At 42.3% G+C, this 19,053-nt stretch carries 12 protein-coding genes; 11 read left to right on the top strand and 1 reads right to left on the bottom strand.

The features are described from left to right. Window positions 1-1,158: 1,158 nt before the first annotated feature. From N8A86_RS17765 to N8A86_RS17745, 5 genes are all read left to right on the top strand, one after another. Window positions 1,159-5,370: a galactose oxidase-like domain-containing protein gene (locus tag N8A86_RS17765; protein WP_273566588.1), complete on the top strand. Its 4,212-nt coding sequence runs from the start codon at window positions 1,159-1,161 to the stop codon at window positions 5,368-5,370. A gap of 193 nt (window positions 5,371-5,563) precedes the next feature. Continuing rightward, window positions 5,564-6,580, top strand: coding sequence for an NAD-dependent epimerase (locus N8A86_RS17760; RefSeq protein WP_273566587.1), 1,017 nt, complete (start codon window positions 5,564-5,566; stop codon window positions 6,578-6,580). Between the two features lie 120 nt (window positions 6,581-6,700). Further along, window positions 6,701-7,699 (top strand): SDR family oxidoreductase, encoded by a 999-nt coding sequence (locus N8A86_RS17755; RefSeq protein ID WP_273566586.1) that lies wholly within the window; start codon window positions 6,701-6,703, stop codon window positions 7,697-7,699. Window positions 7,700-7,705: 6 nt separating this feature from the next. Next, window positions 7,706-9,034: a UDP-glucose dehydrogenase family protein gene (locus tag N8A86_RS17750; protein WP_273566585.1), complete on the top strand. Its 1,329-nt coding sequence runs from the start codon at window positions 7,706-7,708 to the stop codon at window positions 9,032-9,034. Between the two features lie 7 nt (window positions 9,035-9,041). Further along, on the top strand, window positions 9,042-10,322 hold the full coding sequence (locus N8A86_RS17745) for a nucleotide sugar dehydrogenase (protein ID WP_273566584.1): 1,281 nt from the start codon (window positions 9,042-9,044) through the stop codon (window positions 10,320-10,322). A gap of 5 nt (window positions 10,323-10,327) precedes the next feature. On the opposite strand, the gene N8A86_RS17740 is transcribed toward N8A86_RS17745, so the two are convergent. Continuing rightward, window positions 10,328-11,485: a glycosyltransferase family 4 protein gene (locus N8A86_RS17740; RefSeq protein ID WP_273566583.1), complete on the bottom strand. Its 1,158-nt coding sequence runs from the start codon at window positions 11,483-11,485 to the stop codon at window positions 10,328-10,330. Window positions 11,486-12,044: 559 nt separating this feature from the next. On the opposite strand from N8A86_RS17740, the gene N8A86_RS17735 reads away from it, so the two are divergent. The 6 genes from N8A86_RS17735 (at window position 12,045) to N8A86_RS17710 (ending at window position 18,936) form a co-directional block, all read left to right on the top strand. After that, entirely contained in the window at window positions 12,045-13,667 is a 1,623-nt protein-coding gene (locus N8A86_RS17735) for an Ig-like domain-containing protein (RefSeq protein WP_273566582.1), read from the top strand. A gap of 180 nt (window positions 13,668-13,847) precedes the next feature. Beyond that, a complete protein-coding gene (locus N8A86_RS17730; RefSeq protein ID WP_430682166.1) occupies window positions 13,848-15,173 on the top strand; it encodes an MBOAT family O-acyltransferase in 1,326 nt (441 codons plus the stop codon). Between the two features lie 150 nt (window positions 15,174-15,323). After that, the gene (locus N8A86_RS17725; RefSeq protein WP_273566581.1) at window positions 15,324-16,283 is read left to right on the top strand and encodes an SGNH/GDSL hydrolase family protein; all 960 of its coding nucleotides are present in this window, start codon (window positions 15,324-15,326) and stop codon (window positions 16,281-16,283) included. 245 nt (window positions 16,284-16,528) lie between these two features. After that, a complete protein-coding gene (locus tag N8A86_RS17720) occupies window positions 16,529-17,779 on the top strand; it encodes an O-antigen ligase family protein (protein WP_273566580.1) in 1,251 nt (416 codons plus the stop codon). Between the two features lie 66 nt (window positions 17,780-17,845). Next, a complete protein-coding gene (locus N8A86_RS17715) occupies window positions 17,846-18,055 on the top strand; it encodes a hypothetical protein (RefSeq protein ID WP_273566579.1) in 210 nt (69 codons plus the stop codon). Further along, a complete protein-coding gene (locus N8A86_RS17710) occupies window positions 18,052-18,936 on the top strand; it encodes a glycosyltransferase (protein WP_273566578.1) in 885 nt (294 codons plus the stop codon). The genes N8A86_RS17715 and N8A86_RS17710 overlap by 4 nt, the downstream gene beginning before the upstream one ends. Window positions 18,937-19,053: the final 117 nt, after the last annotated feature.

Genomic DNA, 19,053 nt, shown 5'->3' with positions numbered 1-19,053 from the left:
TTACTTAATTCACTATAATTCAATACTTTAAAAATCAATAATAAAGTGTGTCCAATTGGATAACCGATAACATTGACTTATAAGAGCAAACTTTAATTTTTCGTTTTTAGTATGAAATAGACAATAAACTTTTTTTCGATTTCATAGTCAAAAAGCTCTCCCAACCAAACTAAAGTTTAAAAGTGAATGACCATCCCCCAATTTTGATGCATTGAATCTTTAAAGGATGAACATGAATTGATGTTGGTGACATCAATATAATTTAAAAAATTGAGGAATTTATTTATGGAAATGGAACTAAACAACGATAAAATACGTATATCCAATGTCGATGTCAGAATTGAATTCTAACTAACCCTATATATATATTTGTACTTGAATATTTCATTAAAGCTTACGGTAGGGTATTCCGAATTTCAGTTGTTAGATAGTCGAGTAATTATCCGGTTTTACCGTTTATATTATTTATTTGTTACTGATTCATGTTAATTTTGAACTTTGCTGTTTTCAATAAACTTTAAGTGTCGCTATGAAAAAAATTACGCTTTAACCGTATTATATACTTTTCTTTTAGTTGTTAATTCCGAATTTAGTTTCTCCCAGACTCCCTCCCAGGACGGGCAGTGGAGCGCCCCGATAGGCTTCAACCTGGTCCCGGTGGCGGTTGCGAACCTTCCCGACGGGCGTTTGATCACGTGGTCCTCTCAGTACCCGGACACCTTCGTGGAGACGGGCAACGGGATGACCTATACCCAGATATTCGATCCCTCCACGGGCACCACCGAGACGATGACCACCACCCAGACGGACCACGACATGTTCTGCCCCGGGATCAACAACCTTGCGGACGGGCGGATCCTCTCGGCTGGCGGTGTGAGCAGCGAGCGCACGAGCATCTACGACCCGGCCACGGGGGTATGGAGCCGTGCCGACGACATGAACATCAACCGGGGCTACCAGGGCAACGTGACCCTGGCCGACGGCTCGGTCTTCACCCTTGGCGGCTCTTGGAGCGGCAGCAACACGGCGGCGACCAACGGCGGCAAGGACGGCGAGCTGTGGTCGGCCGAGACGGGCTGGATCAACAAGCCCGGCATCCAGGGCTCGGACATCTTTACCACGGCCGACCTCAACGGCGAGCAACAGGGGCTCTACCGGGTGGACAACCACCTGTGGCTCTGGGCGGCGCCCGACGGGCGGATCTTCCATGCGGGGCCCAGTGCCTCGATGAACTGGATCGACGTCTCGGGCAGCGGTACGGTGACCAGTGCCGGCACTCGTGGCAACGACACCTTCTCGATGAAGGGCACCACGGTGATGTTCGATACGGGCAAGATCCTCAAGGTAGGGGGCGCGACCTCCTACGGTACCGAGTTCAACAACGGCATCCCGGCCAACGAGAAGTCCTTCGTGATAGACATCAACAATCCCAATAACGTAACGGTGACCGCGACGCCCAACATGCAGTACGTGCGCACGATGCACAACAGCACGGTACTGCCCGACGGCAAGGTACTGGTCACGGGCGGGCTCGACCATGCGGAGGTCTTCTCCGACACGGGGGCGGCGCTCCCGGCCGAGCTCTACGACCCGGTTTCCAACACCTGGGAGACCTTGGCGGCCATGGCCACCCCCAGGACCTACCACAGCGTGGGCATACTGATGACCGACGGCCGCGTCTTCGTGGGCGGCGGGGGCCTGTGCGACGGTATCGGCCTGCCCGGCTACGAGGACTGTACCAACCATTTCGACGCCGAGGTCTACAGCCCGCCGTACCTTTTCACCGCGGGCGGGCAACTGGCCACAAGGCCGTCCATCACCAACGCCCCGGCGACGGCCGATTACGACACCAACATCAGTGTCACCACGAACACGGCGGTCACCGAGTTCAGCCTGATCCGCTTCTCGGCCGCCACCCACAGCACCAACAACGAACAGCGCAGGATCCCGTTGGCCACCACGGGCGGCACCTCGCACAGCCTGGCCATACCGGGCAGGAACCTGTTGCCCCCGGGCTATTACATGCTCTTCGGCCTTAACGCCGCAGGCGTGCCCAGCGTGGCCCATACCATCAGGGTCGGCAACGCCGTGCCGCTCACCGGCGACCCGAACCTGGTGATGCACCTGAAGTTCGACGAGACCTCGGGGTCCGTGGCGGCCGACGCCTCGGGCAACAACAACGACGGCACCATCTTCGACGTAACGGACAACGGGGCCACCAAGGCCCCCAGTACCGACAACTGGTCCACCGGCCTCTTCGGGGGTGCGGCCCAGATGGACGGGGAGACCTTCCAGAGCAACACCATCGTTGACGTGCCCTACTCCGCCTCGCTCGCGGCCACGGCACAGTCCATCACCGTGATGGCATGGGTCGACCGCGACGACATCGCCAACAACGTGGGCATACTCACCCACGACTACCCGGCCATGTTCTTCGGCTTCCACAACAACCTCTACAAATGGGAGTTCGCCACCACAGCGGGGGGCGGGGACTGCTATTCGGGCTATTCGCCCGCGGGGCAGTGGGTGCACATCGCGGCCACCTACGACGGTACCACCGCCAGGCTCTTCGCCAACGGGGTCGAGGTCTGTACGCAGGCCGTGAGCGGCGATATCATCTTCGACGCCACCACGCCGAACTTCTCCTCCTTCGCGTCCTCGGGCTTCTACGAGACCCGCGACCCGGCCACCAACAACGTGCTGATCAACAACAACTACAACCAGAGCGGGGTCACCGACGAGATATCGGGCAAGATCGACGAGCTCAAGGTATACAACAACGCCCTGGGGGCACAGGAGATAAAGGCCCTCTACGACGCGGGCGTCGCACAGGGCGTACCGGCATGCCCGCCGGGCACCATCACGGCGCAGTACCGCATCGGTACCAGCGGGCCGTGGACGGACGGCAACGTGATAAACGCGCCCTCCTCCTCGCAGGTATACATCAGGGCCGTGGCCACGGGCACCTACTACGTCACCACGGCACAGAACGACAACGACAGCCCCACCTTCGAATCCGGGACCGACTTCACCCAGGCCAACGGCTACCTGATAGACCCGGCCACCGACATAGGGGCCAACAACCAGCTCACCCTCACCACCGCAGGGGGATGCCCGACAGTGGTGACGTATAACTCTATCGGGGAATGTACCGCTGGGGAAACTCCGATTTCAGCAGAATGGCAGATCAATGATGGGGCTTTCTTAAATGGAAATGCAGGAGAAAATGTTTCCGTTACCATAACGGAAGGTGATAAAATACTGTTGAGTGTACTTCCCAATCAAATCAACGGTAGTAATACTGTTTTTGATATTATTCTTCCGAACGGAACACGTATCAACAACGTTCCAAACGATTATGTTATACAAAGTGCTACCTCGGCTAACGATGGCGCGTATCAATTTGTGTCGGACCAAGGTTGTTCGGTAGTGTTGAACCTAACCGTATCCGGTGCCGTTTGTGATGCGACCGACATTAAAGCACAATGGAAATTGAACGGTCAATATGTTGAAGCCCCTGATGAGCAACCCATTACCGTAAGCGTGAATAGCGGAGAGGCATTTGAAATAAGTATGGTGCCCGAAAATGTCGACTTTACCATAAATAGAAATGGAAGCCAAGTATACCAAGGACAAGGTGATTATGATCTTGGTAACGTCGATGCAACGGATAGTGGAGATTATGTCATTATAACAACGTCAACCGGATGTACTACTACCCTTACCTTAAACGTTTCCGATGTCGTTTGCGATGCAACCACTCTAAGGGCAGAATGGTCACTGAACAACGGAGGATCCTACGATTCTGCCGTAGACAACCAACCCGTAACGGTAGTTGCCAATATAGGAGACGTTACACGGATAAGTATGCTTCCTAACGGAATCAATTTCACGGTTACCTATGATGGTAATGTGGTTTATGATAACGAATTCGATTATATCTTAGGTGCCGTGACAATTGCCGATAGTGGTGATTATATCATTCGTACCGAAGATGGGTGCGAAACCACGCTTACATTAGACGTACTTTGCCCAAGTGGACCATTTACCCCTGAATATACCATTGATGGCGTACCCGATAGCGGTGAAAATTCCATTGCTGTAAATGAGGGAACGCCAATTATTTTAGGTACCGTAGAAGACAATGTGGCCTTTACCATAACTCCTCCGAGCGGACCAGTTTCAAATGGAGATTTGGATTTGGGAAACATTACGGCCGCCCAGGTAGGAATCTATACATTCACTTCATCCGAAGGCTGTTCCAAGACGTTAAATATTACCGTCAACGACCCTTGTTCGGCAGCTAATTTTACCCCTCGACATACCATAGATGGTGTTGCAGGAACGGGAATGACTACGATTACGGTTGACCAAGGAACTCCTGTTGTTTTAGACTTGGTACAGACCGGTGTAAGCTATACGATTACCTTACCAGACGATACAGTGGCGGATGGAGCGCAGGATTTGGGCGAGGTTACCTTGGCCCAAGCCGGAGATTACGTCTATAACACTTCGGATGGCTGTACGGCTACAATAACCTTAGTAGTCAACGAGAATTGTCCTGCGGGCAGTATTACCCCAGAGTATACTATTGATAGCACCGCAAATAGTGGTGATGCCTCGATTACTGTTGAACTAGGAACGACTGTTGCTTTGGGAGTATTACAAACAGGGCTCACCTATACCATTACTGCACCTGATGACACGGTAACCAACGGTGTTCTTGATTTGGGAGGGATTACATTGGCCATGGCCGGTAATTATGTTTTCACCTCGGATGCCGGATGTTCCGAAACATTGAACATTATTGTTACCGATAGTTCTTGTGACCCAAGTACTTTTGTGCCACAATACACCATTGATGGAACTGCGGCCAGTGGAAATGCGGAAATAACCATTCCCCCCGGCTCACCTGTCATTTTGGGAATTGTACAAAGTGGGACAGGGTTTACGATTACAGGCCCAGATGCAACCGTTACTACCGGAATTCTCGACTTGGGAAGTATTACAGCTGAACAGGCTGGGGTATATACGTTTTCCTCCGATGAAGGTTGTAGTGCTCAACTGACCGTCATAGTTGGAGTTGAGCCTGAAACAGAGGCTAAATTCCAAGATGTAATCATTTATCCAAACCCCGTACGCGATGGGGTTGTGAAGTTGGTATTAGATGATTTTATGAACGAAACCATTAACGTTAGTTTTTATGACATTTATGGTAAGTTGGTCATAAGAAAAGTAGTACCTCAAGAACATGAGGCCGAAGTATCATTTGATATGAGTTTTTTAAGTGATGGCACTTATATTATTGAAATGGCCAGAACTAAGAATGATGAAAATGCGATTAAGAAAGTGATAAAATTAAGACAATAGGCCAAAATGAACTTTCAGTAAATATTCTAGAAATCCCCGATGGTACGTCGGGGATTTTTATTTGAAAAATAGTTTCGGAATTCTCTGAAATTCACCTAGTATATTGATATTTGTAAGAAATAAGGAAAAGATTCCCGCTGTAGTCTATCCTGAGCGAAGTCGAAGGGCGGGAATGACCTTAAAATTTTTATCCATGAAAATTTTGGTTACGGGCGCTGCTGGTTTTATAGGGTATCATGTTGCAAAGCAATTGCTGGGAAAAGGTCACGAGGTCTGCGGTTTGGATGTAATCAATGATTACTATGATATCAATCTGAAATACGACCGTTTGAAAGATTTGGGAGTCTCTAGGACAGAGGCTGAAGTATTTAATGAACCAGTGCCGAGCAGTATTTGGTCAACCTTTAATTTTATTCGTCTTGATATTGCGGATAGAGAACGACTCCCTGAACTTTTTAAAAATGAAAAGTTTGATGCCGTCTGCAATTTGGCCGCTCAAGCAGGAGTGCGATATAGCTTGGAAAATCCCGAGACCTATATTGACAGCAATATTGTCGGGTTCCTCAATATTTTGGAGTGCTGTAGACATAACAATATCAAAAATCTTGTTTATGCCAGTAGTTCAAGTGTTTACGGCCTTAATTCAAAAATCCCATTTGAGACAACGGATTCGGTAGACCATCCGATTAGTATTTATGCTGCTACTAAAAAAAGTAACGAATTGATGGCACATACATATAGTCATTTGTTTGGTCTCCGTACAATAGGGCTACGTTTTTTTACGGTTTACGGTCCTTGGGGAAGGCCCGATATGGCATTATTCCTATTTACAAAAGCAATCATTGAGAACAAGTCAATAGCCGTGTACAATAATGGAAAAATGGCCCGTGATTTTACGTACATCGATGATATTACCGAAGGGGTCGTTCGAATTTTGGAAAAAGACAATTCGAATCATCCTGACTATAGGGTATATAACATCGGAAACAATGATTCCGTACAACTTTTGGAATTCATTTCGATACTTGAAAAACATTTGCAAAAAAAGGCCGACAAACAAATGCTTCCCATGCAGCCTGGTGATGTAGAAAAAACTTGGGCCAATGTCGATGACTTGATCAGAGACTATGATTACCATCCCAGTACTCCTATAGACGAGGGTGTAGGGCACTTTGTCTCGTGGTATAAAACGTATTATGACATAAAATAATTATACATTCCTGTTTCGCCTTATCTACTGATTGACCCTCATCGATCTAAAACTCAACTTCGTATAAAATTGAAGGCCGTTAATTATCTTTTCCACATCTTTGCACTTTCAAAATGAACTATGGACATTGCATCGTTGAACCTCGATAAAGCACATACCGTTCTGGTTACCGGAGGGGCAGGTTTTATAGGTTCAAATCTCTGTGAAACACTTTTGAAAAATGGGAACCGCGTTGTTTGCCTGGATAATTTTTCTACAGGCAAAAGAGAAAATATTGAAACCCTTTTACCCTACAATACATTTACGCTCATTGAAGGTGATATAAGAAATCTCGAAGATTGTCGCGTCGCATGTGAAAATATGGACTACGTGCTGCATCAGGCCGCTCTGGGCTCCGTACCTAGGTCGATTAGTGACCCCATTACAAGCAATGACGTGAATGTTTCAGGATTCTTGAATATGCTGGTTGCCGCGAGAGATGGAAAAGTTAAGCGATTTATTTATGCGGCAAGTTCATCTACGTATGGTGACTCACGGAATATGCCCAAAGTCGAGGAAATAATAGGAAAACCTTTATCTCCGTACGCTGTTTCAAAATATGTAAATGAGTTATACGCCGATGTTTTCAATAAAACATATGGCCTTGATACTATTGGGCTGCGTTATTTTAATGTCTTTGGAAGAAGACAAGATCCAAACGGTGCCTACGCAGCAGTTATCCCGAAATTTGTTTCCAGTTTAATTCAGTACCGATCTCCAACAATTAACGGTGATGGTTCTTTCTCGAGGGATTTTACATATATCGACAATGTGGTCGAAGCAAATATAAGGGCTTTGACCACCGACAATAAGAGAGCCCTTAACACCGTTTACAATGTTGCAGTCGGGCAACGTACCGATTTAAATGAACTAGTAAATGTTCTTAAGGAATATTTGAGCGATTTTGATTCTGAAATAAAAAAGATTGATATTACTTATGGACCTGAGAGAGCCGGCGATGTGCCCCACTCCTTGGCATCCATTGAAAAAGCAAAAAGTCTTTTAGGCTATAATCCCCGATATGATTTACGTTCCGGATTGAAGGAAGCGGTAGAATGGTATTGGAAAAATCTAAAATAAAATAGTATGAATTTAACGGTTATTGGCACTGGTTATGTAGGCCTTGTTAGCGGCACATGCTTCGCAGAAATGGGTAATACGGTATGCTGTATCGACGTCGATACAAAAAAAATCGAAAATTTAAAAAAAGGAATTATACCCATTTATGAGCCTGGGCTTGAAGCCATGGTAAAGCGAAATTTTCAGAACAAGACCCTAAAATTTAGCGACAAACTGTCAGAAAATCTAGAGAAATGCGATATTGCTTTCATTGCAGTGGGCACGCCCATGGGAGATGATGGTTCGGCAGATTTACAATATGTACTGCAAGTAGCAAAGGAAATCGGCCAAAACATGACCCATTCATTAGTTATCGTCGACAAATCTACAGTACCTGTAGGAACAGCGGATAAAGTACAACAAGTAGTACAGGCCGAGTTGGACAAACGGGGTTTGGACTTGGACTTCGACGTGGTATCGAACCCTGAGTTTTTGAAAGAAGGTGATGCCATTAACGATTTCATGAAACCCGATCGTGTTGTCGTCGGGTCAAATAATGAGCAGGCTACTGAAAAAATGCGTAATCTTTACGCTCCATTTTTCAGAAGTAGTATGGATAGACTGATAACGATGGATGTACGATCTGCCGAGATGACCAAATATGTTGCCAATGCCATGTTGGCTACAAAGATTTCATTTATGAATGAAATTGCGAATATATGCGAGCTAGTAGGCGCTGATGTAAATAAAGTGCGAATCGGCATAGGTTCGGATAGTAGAATCGGTTATAGCTTCATTTATCCTGGAAGTGGTTATGGTGGCTCTTGTTTCCCCAAAGATGTAAAAGCACTCAAAAAAACCGCGGAAGAACATGGGTACAAAGCCGAACTTATCGCGTCGGTAGAAGATGTAAACGACAGACAAAAATTGGTCATCGCAAAAAAAGTAGTCGACAGGTTTGGTGAAGATTTAAAAGATAAAACTTTTGCAGTTTGGGGCTTGGCGTTTAAACCCGAGACCGATGACATGCGCGAAGCACCGGCAATTTATGTTATAAAGGAATTGGTAAAAAGAGGTGCTAAAATAAATGCATATGACCCTAAGGCCATGGAAGAGGCAAAGCATTTTTACCTTAAAGATTTGCCCGGTGTTGCCTATTACAACTCGAAGTACGAAACCTTAAGGGATGCTGATGCAATGATTTTATTAACCGAATGGAAGGAGTTCAGATCTCCTGATTTTGATGAACTTAAAACGCAATTGAAGCAAGCTGTAGTTTTCGATGGTAGAAATCAGTATAACGATACATTGATGAACAAAAGAGGTTTCGAATATTACCAAATCGGTAAGAAATAATGTATGCATGGCTAAAATAAAGATTGGTATCGTAGGCCTCGGATATGTTGGGCTGCCCCTGGCCCGACTATTTGCAACAAAGTATCCCGTCATTGGTTATGATATCGATCCCAGTCGCATAAGAACACTCCGCACTGGCAGTGACCGAACACTTGAGATCTCCGAAGAATCACTTAATAAAGTACTGACCCACGAACCACCTGTAGCTGCAGGTCTCTATCCCAGCGAGAACGAAGAAGATTTAAAAGGCTGTAATTTCTTTATTGTTACGGTACCGACACCTGTGGATGAAACCAATAAACCTGACCTTACAAAATTGTATCGGGCAAGTGAAACCATAGGAAAGTTTCTAGAAAAAGGTGATATCGTAGTTTATGAATCTACTGTATACCCCGGAGCAACTGAAGAAGAGTGCGCCCCGATTCTTGAACGGGAAAGTGGGTTGAAATTAAACACCGACTTTTTTATCGGCTACTCACCAGAAAGAATGAATCCGGGGGATAAAGAACATACCGTTGACAAAATTTTGAAGGTAACCTCGGGGTCCACTGTTGAAGCGGCTAAAAAAATTGATACCTTATATAAGTCAGTCGTAACAGCAGGCACGTATTTGGCTCCGTCCATTAAAGTTGCGGAGGCCGCAAAAGTTATAGAAAACTCTCAAAGGGATATTAATATTGCTTTTGTCAACGAATTGTCTAAAATATTCCATTTAATGGATATCGACACCAAAGATGTATTGGAAGCAGCTGCTACTAAATGGAATTTCCTTCCTTTTAAACCCGGTCTGGTTGGTGGTCATTGTATAGGGGTAGATCCTTACTATCTAGCACAAAAGGCACAAGAATACGGCTATCATCCAGAAATTATCTTGGCGGGCAGAAGAATGAACGATGGCATGGGCAAGTACGTTGCTTCACAGATTGTAAAGCTGATGGTCAAAAATGACATTCCGATAAAAGAATCTGAGATTTTGATATTGGGCATAACCTTTAAGGAGAACTGCCCCGATGTTCGAAATACGAAGGTCGTAGATATGATTTCAGAACTTAAAAGTTACGACGCCAACATCACAGTATATGACCCATGGGCCTCACCGGGTGCGGTCTTTGTTGAACATGGCCTTGACTCGTCAAATCTTGCCCCGGAAAACAAGAAGTTCGATGCCATAGTCTTAGCAGTTGCCCATAATGAATTTTTAGAATTTGATCTAGATCGATATTTGAAAAAGGAAAGTGTTGTTTATGATATCAAGGGAATACTAAAAAAAGCCAATGGCGGTCTTTAGAGGTTTTACAACAAATACAAGGATATTTGATCAAGAACTTTTTTTGCCAAATTGAAATATAGGTTTTTAGTCTTTTCACCTATTGCACCCCAGCTATAGAATTCTGATATTTTTTTCCACACTTCGTCGCTCGGATATTCATCTTTTTCCTTTATAGCCCCATGTATCGATTTGCTCAATTCTTCTGGTGTTGGAGGTGATTCTATTATATATCCTATTTTACCGAACTTAAAAGGTTCCGTCAACCCACCAACATCCGATACGATTACTCTCTTTTTTTGCTCCATAGCGGTTAACAGTACTCCGCTTTGTGAGATTTCCCGGTACGGTAATATCAAAAAGTCCGTGATTCTTAAAAGTGCCGTAAATTCTTCGTCGGATAAAAATCTATTCAATACTAGCGTATTGGCACAATACTGCAGTTCTTCCAACTCATCCAAATTGCCGCTGCCGCCAATAATCAGCTTGGACTCGTTATTATTGCAGAGTGTTGAATTCTTCCAGGCATTAATAGTAATATCCACGCCCTTATATAGATTTATGATGCCCAAGGCAGCAAAAACGGTCTCATTATTTAAGTTCATCTGTTCTTTATACTCAAGGATGAGGCTTTCCACTTTTACAGAGTCGACCTCATTCGGCTTTAAAAGACCATGGGCGATTACCTCTATTTTATGGGAAGATATACCAAACCGTTCAATCAACTCTTCTTTGGTACGTTCTGAATGTACTATAATACCGTCCAATTCATTATAAATCCTTTTATAGATATCTTCATACTTTCTCCCACTCCCATGAGGGACCAGATTGTGCGCCGTAAATAAAGTTTTAATACCAAGTTGTTTGATTTTTTTAATTAGCCGTACATCATAAAACGGTATTTTCAACCATTGAAAATGAACTACATCAGGTCTTTCCTTTTTTATCCTATTAAAGAGCTTCCATTGTGACCTCAGGTAACTGAAGAGCTTAACTAGTTTCGATTTATTGTTATACTTATAGATTTTATGCACGGGATAATACTGTTCTCCCAAATCGAATAAATGGCTAGCAAAATATTCTATCTCGACGTCATGGATGTTGTTTATCAATAAATTATCATATATCGATAAATTATTATAGCTCATTGGGTCAACAAAAAAAATATGTAGTTTTTTACGCATAGTAAGCCTTACAGTTTGCACTTCGGTAAATATAAAACCTCTACCTTTTTGTTTTTAATGGCGAATATACGCATGAGTTGCTTAATGGTATACCACTAAAACCTTATTGCAGCATTGTCAACATTGGATAATCTACAATGATGGCGATTATCCAATGTCAGTTCTAACAAGAGTTGGTTATCGAATTCGTAATTATTCCCAAAAAATAGTATTTCGTCGATCTCTCATGACTATAATGCTGCAGTTCATCTATAATATTTGCTCTTTCACAACATTTTTAAGAGTGATAAGTTATATCACATGTAGATTGCCAAAAAAATTAGAAATCCAGTTTAGTCGAACAATTTGCCAAAAAAGTTAAAAAAAAGTGCAGTTCGTCGAATATTCAGGTATTTTGGCGTCTAAAAAGACATATTGAAACGTATTAACAGGGTGTTGATAACTTTTTGAATGCATTTTATCGATTTTTTACTTGTTTTCAACGAATTATTTAATAATTAAAGTACTATTGCAAATCATCTTAGAATCACTAATTTCCTTTTGAAAAAGTAACCTACTTATGAATCATCCCCACACGAAAATCATTAAATTGATTGTAACTTCTTTTGCCTTTACCCTAGCCTATTCTTGTAGTAAAGATTCCGACCTTCTAACTGATAGCGTCATAACGGACGCCAAGGAAGAAAATCTTGTTGTACAGAATTATTTGGTCAATGACTCCTACTTAACCAGGCCCGGTGAGGCCATTGTTCTTGATGTGCTTTCCAATGACGTTTTTATCAATCCTGACAAGGTCAAAATTATAGAAACATCTGCTCCTGTAAATGGTGAGGTCATTATCATCGAAAACAAGACCATTCTTTATATTCCCAATAGCGCCGTCGTGGATGAAGAAAGTCTTACAAACGAAGAAACGGTCGCACAAGAATCCGAAGAGACTTCCGAAGAAAATACCAATACAGAAGAAGAAGCTACAGTTGAAGAAGAGCCAGTTGTTGAAGAAGAACCGGTTGTTGAAGAGGTGGTCGAAGAAGCTCAAAGCACAGAAGAAGTAACCGATGACTTTACATATACTGTAGAGGTTGTAAATGAAGATGAGACGGTTACTGAACAAGTAGCTTCCGTTACCGTTACCGAGACCGAGCAGGCACAAACCGGTCCTGCTTCCGATTTGGAAGAGGTGAATTATTGGAAAAACCAATTCGATTCATATTGGAACACCAACTCTTCACAAATTTCGCAATGGGCCGCAAGCCGCAACAAAAATCAAGAATATTATTTTTTCGGCTACTATATTGATGGTCTCATCAGCATATGGCGCGCAACGGGTGATAATTCTTATCTTGATCGTGCCATAGGGCTTATCGACCAAACCATGAACGATGCCGTAGATGTTGGCGGAGGTTATAGAGGTTGGCCTGCCAATGACGGACAGCAGTATGGCTTATGGGACAGTTACTATTGGAGACATGTTGCTACGTTGACAAGAGTTCTATACCAATCGCCCAACCTGCGAAACAGTAACGGAAGTTACCAAAGTGCCTATGAACGATTGCTTAACTTTTCTGAAAGAAATATTTGGGAACGTTATGAATCTCAGGGTCAAGCTAATTTCTATAGAGTCAATACCCACATGGCCAGTCATTGGGCTCGAATCGGAATGGAGCTTTACATTATTACCGGAAAAAGCAAATACAAAGAAGTCTTTGATAACATCTCTTTTGGTACTATGCCTGGAAGGCCCTCGAACTTGAGGAACCAACTAAGACAGAATTCAAGCGTTCCCTCTGCCTACACCTGGTCAGCGGAATGGACAGGAGGGGCCACGCAAGACGTAGATCATGCCGGAGCGATTGTAGGTTTTTGGGTGGTCGCACATGATAATGGTATGTATTGGAACTGGAATGATATGCAAGCCCTCATGTCTACCCTTGAACATGTTGTATGGAAAGAATCAGATGGTGAGTATTTCAGCGAATATGTAGATGGTTCAGGCACAGGTTTGTTCGGCAGGCTTAATGGATGGCTTAGGCTGGGCAGATACAGTCAAAGAATACAAAATAGAATCAGAGATCAGTATGCAACCTCAAGAAATCTTTCATTCTATGGGCCACATGCACTAGGTATTGCCGGATTGAACGCCAGAATATTGTCGGATGGCAAGGCCGTTTATCCCGAATAACATGATGAATTACAACCCTGTCAGGTTTTTTAGAATTCGGCGGCTGGTTTAAAACTTTTGAAAACGGTAAGATCGATGATCTTACCGTTTTCTTTTTACGTATATAACCCATAAATTGCGTCGTAAGGTCGAGAAAGAATGAATCAGGTTTGAAATCAGCCTCCAGATATTTTTATTGAAATGCTATTTAATTCCCTTGATTTTGCAATCTTTTTACCTATTGTTTTTGCCATCTACTGGGCCTTACAAAAATCTGGAATTAAGCTTCAGAATTTATTGGTGGTTGTGGCAAGCTATATTTTTTATGGTTGGTGGGACTGGCATTTTCTTTTACTCATCTTCTTTAGCACCCTAATAGACTATTCAATAGGGCAAAAGCTAAGTGCCGAAGAAATGCCCAAGAAAAGAAAAATACTTTTATGGTGCAGTATATCGGTGAACCTGGGGGTTTTGGGTTTCTTCAAGTATTATAATTTTTTTCTCGATAATTTCATTACCGCGTTTTCGTTTTTTGGCGCCGACATAAGTGCTTCATCTTTACATATTATTTTACCGGTCGGCATTAGCTTCTATACATTTCAAACCCTAAGTTATACCATCGATGTTTATCGACGTAAACTTGAACCTACAAATGATTTTATCGCTTTTGCGGCCTTTGTGAGTTTCTTTCCACAGTTGGTGGCAGGACCCATTGAACGCGCTTCACAATTTTTACCCCAATTTTCTAAAAAAAGAAAGTTTGAGTATGACAAAGCAGTCGATGGGATGCGCCAGATTTTATGGGGCCTATTCAAGAAAATGATAATCGCCGATAATTGCGCGATATATGCCAACCACATCTTCGAAAACTCGGCGGAGATGAACGGTAGCTCGTTGTTCTTAGGGGCACTCTTTTTTACATTTCAAATTTATGGCGACTTTTCGGGCTATTCCGATATTGCGATTGGCGTCTCACGACTATTCGGGTTCGACCTGATGCGAAATTTTGCCTTTCCGTATTTCTCAAGGGACATTTCCGAGTTCTGGAGAAGATGGCACATTTCACTCTCGACATGGTTTAAGGATTATCTATATATTCCTTTGGGCGGCAGTCGAAACGGAATGCTGATTTCGGTCCGAAATGTTTTAATAGTATTCATCGTAAGCGGATTCTGGCATGGTGCCAATTGGACATTTATAGCTTGGGGAGCATTACATGCATTTTATATTATTCCCTTTGTAATTCTGCGAAAGAACCGAGTGCATTTGCATATTGTGGCCAAAGGAAATGTATTTCCTTCAATACGGGAAATTTTACAAATGGTCACGACGTTTGGCTTGGTCGTATTGGCATGGATTTTTTTTAGGGCCGAGAATGTCGGTCACGCAATTCAATATCTTTCAGCAATGCTCTCTCCTTCGTTTATTGCCCCCCCCCCAATTCACCAATTCGGACAGAATGTTGTACGAAAGCCTCATTACCTCGCTAGCCATAGTTATTTTATTAGTCATCGAATGGCGTGGTAGAGATGAACAGCATGCGTTGTCCATTTTCGATAAAATTCGCTCAAAAGTGTATCGATGGTTTTTTTACATTGCTATCATCCTGACTATTATAATTCTCAAAGGCGACCCTCAACAATTTATTTATTTTCAATTCTAACTCACACAATATTCATGCATAAATTCATTAAGAACATAATCCTGCTTGGCCTACTTTCGCTAGGCATATGCTATTTCTTGGATAAAATCGTTACCAAAGGGTTGAGAAAAAGTAATATGGTAATGTACGACAATCTTACCCAATTGTTCCATGGTAAAATCAATGCCGACCTCATTGTAAATGGTAGTTCTAAGGCCTACGTTCAGGTCGATCCCCGAATTTTGGATTCGGCCCTAAATTTAAATTCTTTCAACCTAGGTCTCGATGGAAATAATTTTACAGCACAAAAAATGGTGTTTGATTTTTATAAAGAACATAACAAGAACCCGAAAATAGTAGTTCAGGTTGTGAGCAACGGAACTCTAACGACCACCGGGAACAACCTTTATAATCATATCAAATTCGCACCCTACCTCAATGAAGAAAAAATATATTCCACCACGAAGAGATATGATGATTTTTCGATATTGGACTATCATATACCAATGCTTAAATATGCTGAATATCCATTAGAAGTGGTCGATGGTTTTTTTAGTTATTTTAATATACATTTCGCAACATCCCCTCTTTACAAGGGCTATCTAGCCAATGATATCCCTTGGGACGGTTCTTTTGAAAAATTCAAAGAAGCGAACGAGAATGGCGTAAGATTCGAACTTGATAAGGAATCCCGCGATTTATTCGAAACCTACATTGAAGATGTTATCCATAACAACACTGAAATGATACTGATATATCCACCGGTGTATCATGAATTTCAAAGCTTTGTCAGAAATCGCGATGAAATAATAGCTTATTATGAGACGATTTCCCTGAAGTATGACATTGCTTTTTTTGATTTTTCGCAGGATGAAATGGCACTGAATAGAACGTATTTTTACAATTCACAGCATTTGAACAAAACTGGGGCCGAATTATTCACTAAAAAATTAAGTGAAAAAATTAAGACTGTGGCCCAAAATCGTCCTTTGTAAGACCATACCGAAATCCTCATCGAATCAACAGTTGATTATAAAACAATAAATGCATTATTTTTTTGTTCTTAATACGAAAAACGTCTTACATTTTTCATTTAAAAATTTCAGGGATTTATTGCTAATTTCACGAGAGCATCTATTCCATCTATTTTGGTTAATATTGTTCAGGATTTTTGTGCGATGTTCGACCGCATTTTTTTGGAAATCATAAACTGGCAAAAGCACCATATTCAACATAATTAATGACCAAATTAAAAACTACGCCCCTAAGTGATGCACCGAAAGGAAACCTTTTTCTAGGTATTCTTATCATTATTACGATTATGTTCTTATTGGCCTTTGGTCCTTATTTTAATCTCGAAAAAGTAACGACATTCGTTCTGTTGCCGATTTTATTCGTAATCTCTCTATTTATCGAGTTACCTAAGACAAAGGGCAACAAAAGAGAGCTTTTGGTACTTACTCTTATATTGGTACTTAGTCTTTTTTCCGTTTTCAACTATATTGATTACGAGCTGTTGATGCAGGGTTATAGTGGCCTTGCCGGTGCGGTAGTCGCCGCCTACATTCCCTTGGCCCTTAATAAAAAGAAGAATTATTTTTTCTACTTCCATGTGGGCTATATCATTGCAATCGTGATTCTCATCTATATTATGTATATCGAAAAAGACTTTACTTTTTCGAATTTTGCTTCTAGCTCGGGAGACCGAGACCGTTTTCTTTTGAACGCAAATAGCTATTCTTACTATAGTTTTTTTGCTAATTTTTCATTGTTTTACCTACACCAACGCTATAGAAATGCCTTGCTAGTGGCATTGTTAGTCGTGCTCCCAGTACTATTTTTAATTGTCGGCTTCGTTACCCAATCTCGTTCAGCTTTATTACTTATTGTGGCCAGCAACATATGTTATTGGTTTTTTATCCATAAGGTCGAGAGCAAGAATATTTTTATTAAACCTGCTCGATTTCTTATGGTGGTTGGAGCCTTTTATATCATGGCCACTCAATTCATAGCGATTTACGAGGAATCCAACATCAAGGACAGGGTTGATAGTTCAGTTTCGAAAAAAGAAAGTCGAGAAATTTTAGTCGAAGAAAGTATAGATGCCTTTCTGCAAAACCCGATGCTCGGTGTGGGGCTCGGTCAAGTACGTTTTTACACTTCGGCCCGTCAATTTTCGCATAACTCCTATGTGGAAATCTTAGCGGAACAGGGAATATTCGGAGGAGTACTTTTATTTTTCCTATTTGTTATCCCATTTAGAAATGCCTGGTCGATGTGGAAAAAAGATAAAAGAAATAGAATCATCAAAATAAATATATTATTCCTCTTGATGTTCTACGTATACAATAATTTCTATCCCTTTTACAAATTCTCGTTCTCGACCTTGTATTTCTTTATGGTTATTTCGATGAACTATCGCGTCATGGCCCAGTTCGCGCAAAAAAGGGTAGAACCGATTTCAAATAAAGAACCTATTTTAGAATCCTAGGGTATTATGTCAGTTTAGGTCTCAGCCAAACGGCCCTCTGTTAATTCGATATTTTCATCAAACCGTATGTCTAAAAAAAATATTGCATTCCTATTGACCAAAGTCGAAACTATCGGAGGCATATCGAGAGCGGTTTCTGTGGTTACCAATGCCCTATGTGAATGTAATTTATTCAACATTCACATCATCGGTTTTCAAAAACACCAAGATTCACCCTATGGTTGGCACAAAGATCGACTTTTCATAATCTCATACCTGAGGAGCGAATTTCAATGAAGAAAGGAATCTTTAGAGCGGCGCCCAAACTGAGGAAAGTATTAAATGAGAACGATATTGATGTTTTGGTGAGCTGCGGCGACCTTGTCGGTATTTTAGGTGCCTTATCGACCCGATTCAAGAAAACCAAGTTCGTTTTTTGGTCACATTCAAGTTTTAAGGCACCCGTACTGAACAAGTTCAAGGACTTTAGTGAGCAGTTTACGGCTAGATTCGCCGATGTCGTCATCAGTTTAACAATGGCCGATCAGCAGAATTATAGAAACGAGACCAAGGCCAAAAGAGTAGTTCATATTTATAACCCGATCGACCCCAAATTGCTCGAGGTAGATCGAAACTATAATCCATCTTCAAAAAAAATAATAAGTGTAGGGCGATTGGACTATCCTAAGAACTTTTTGTTATTGGTCGATGTTGCAAAAATCGTTTTGGATAAAAACCCCGATTATCAATGGCATATCTATGGTATTGGTGATGACGAGAAAGAAATCAGAGAGAAAATAGAAAAAAATGGTCTTGAGGGCAAACTGGAACTAATGGGATTATCGAACAACCTTTATAGTATTATAAATGAATATGGTCTTATGGTGATGACTTCTCGTTTTGAAGGTTTTCCGATGAGCCTAATCGAGGGTATGGCCTGTAAACTACCACTAATAAGCTTTGATATTGCCACCGGCCCCAATGAGATTATAAAAAACGGAGACAACGGCTATCTTATTGAACCACTGAATATTATAGAAATGTCTTCTCGCATCGATGAACTTATAAAAAATACCGAAAAACGAGTTGCTTTTTCGGAAGCCCAAGATGAAATTCTACCTAAATTCGAAATGTCCAAAATCAAACAAATCTGGATTGAACTCTTCAATTCACTTTAGCGGGATTGCTTTTAGGTACTTCGGGGAACTTCAGTATTGAATCAGGAATTACCTTCGCCTTTAAAATATCCATTATTTTTCTTCGTTAAGACACCATATGACAAATAATTTAAATGA

The sequence above is a fragment of the Maribacter halichondriae genome (assembly GCF_027474825.1).
Lineage (GTDB): Bacteria > Bacteroidota > Bacteroidia > Flavobacteriales > Flavobacteriaceae > Meishania > Meishania halichondriae.
This window is presented reverse-complemented; position numbering and strand designations above follow the sequence as displayed.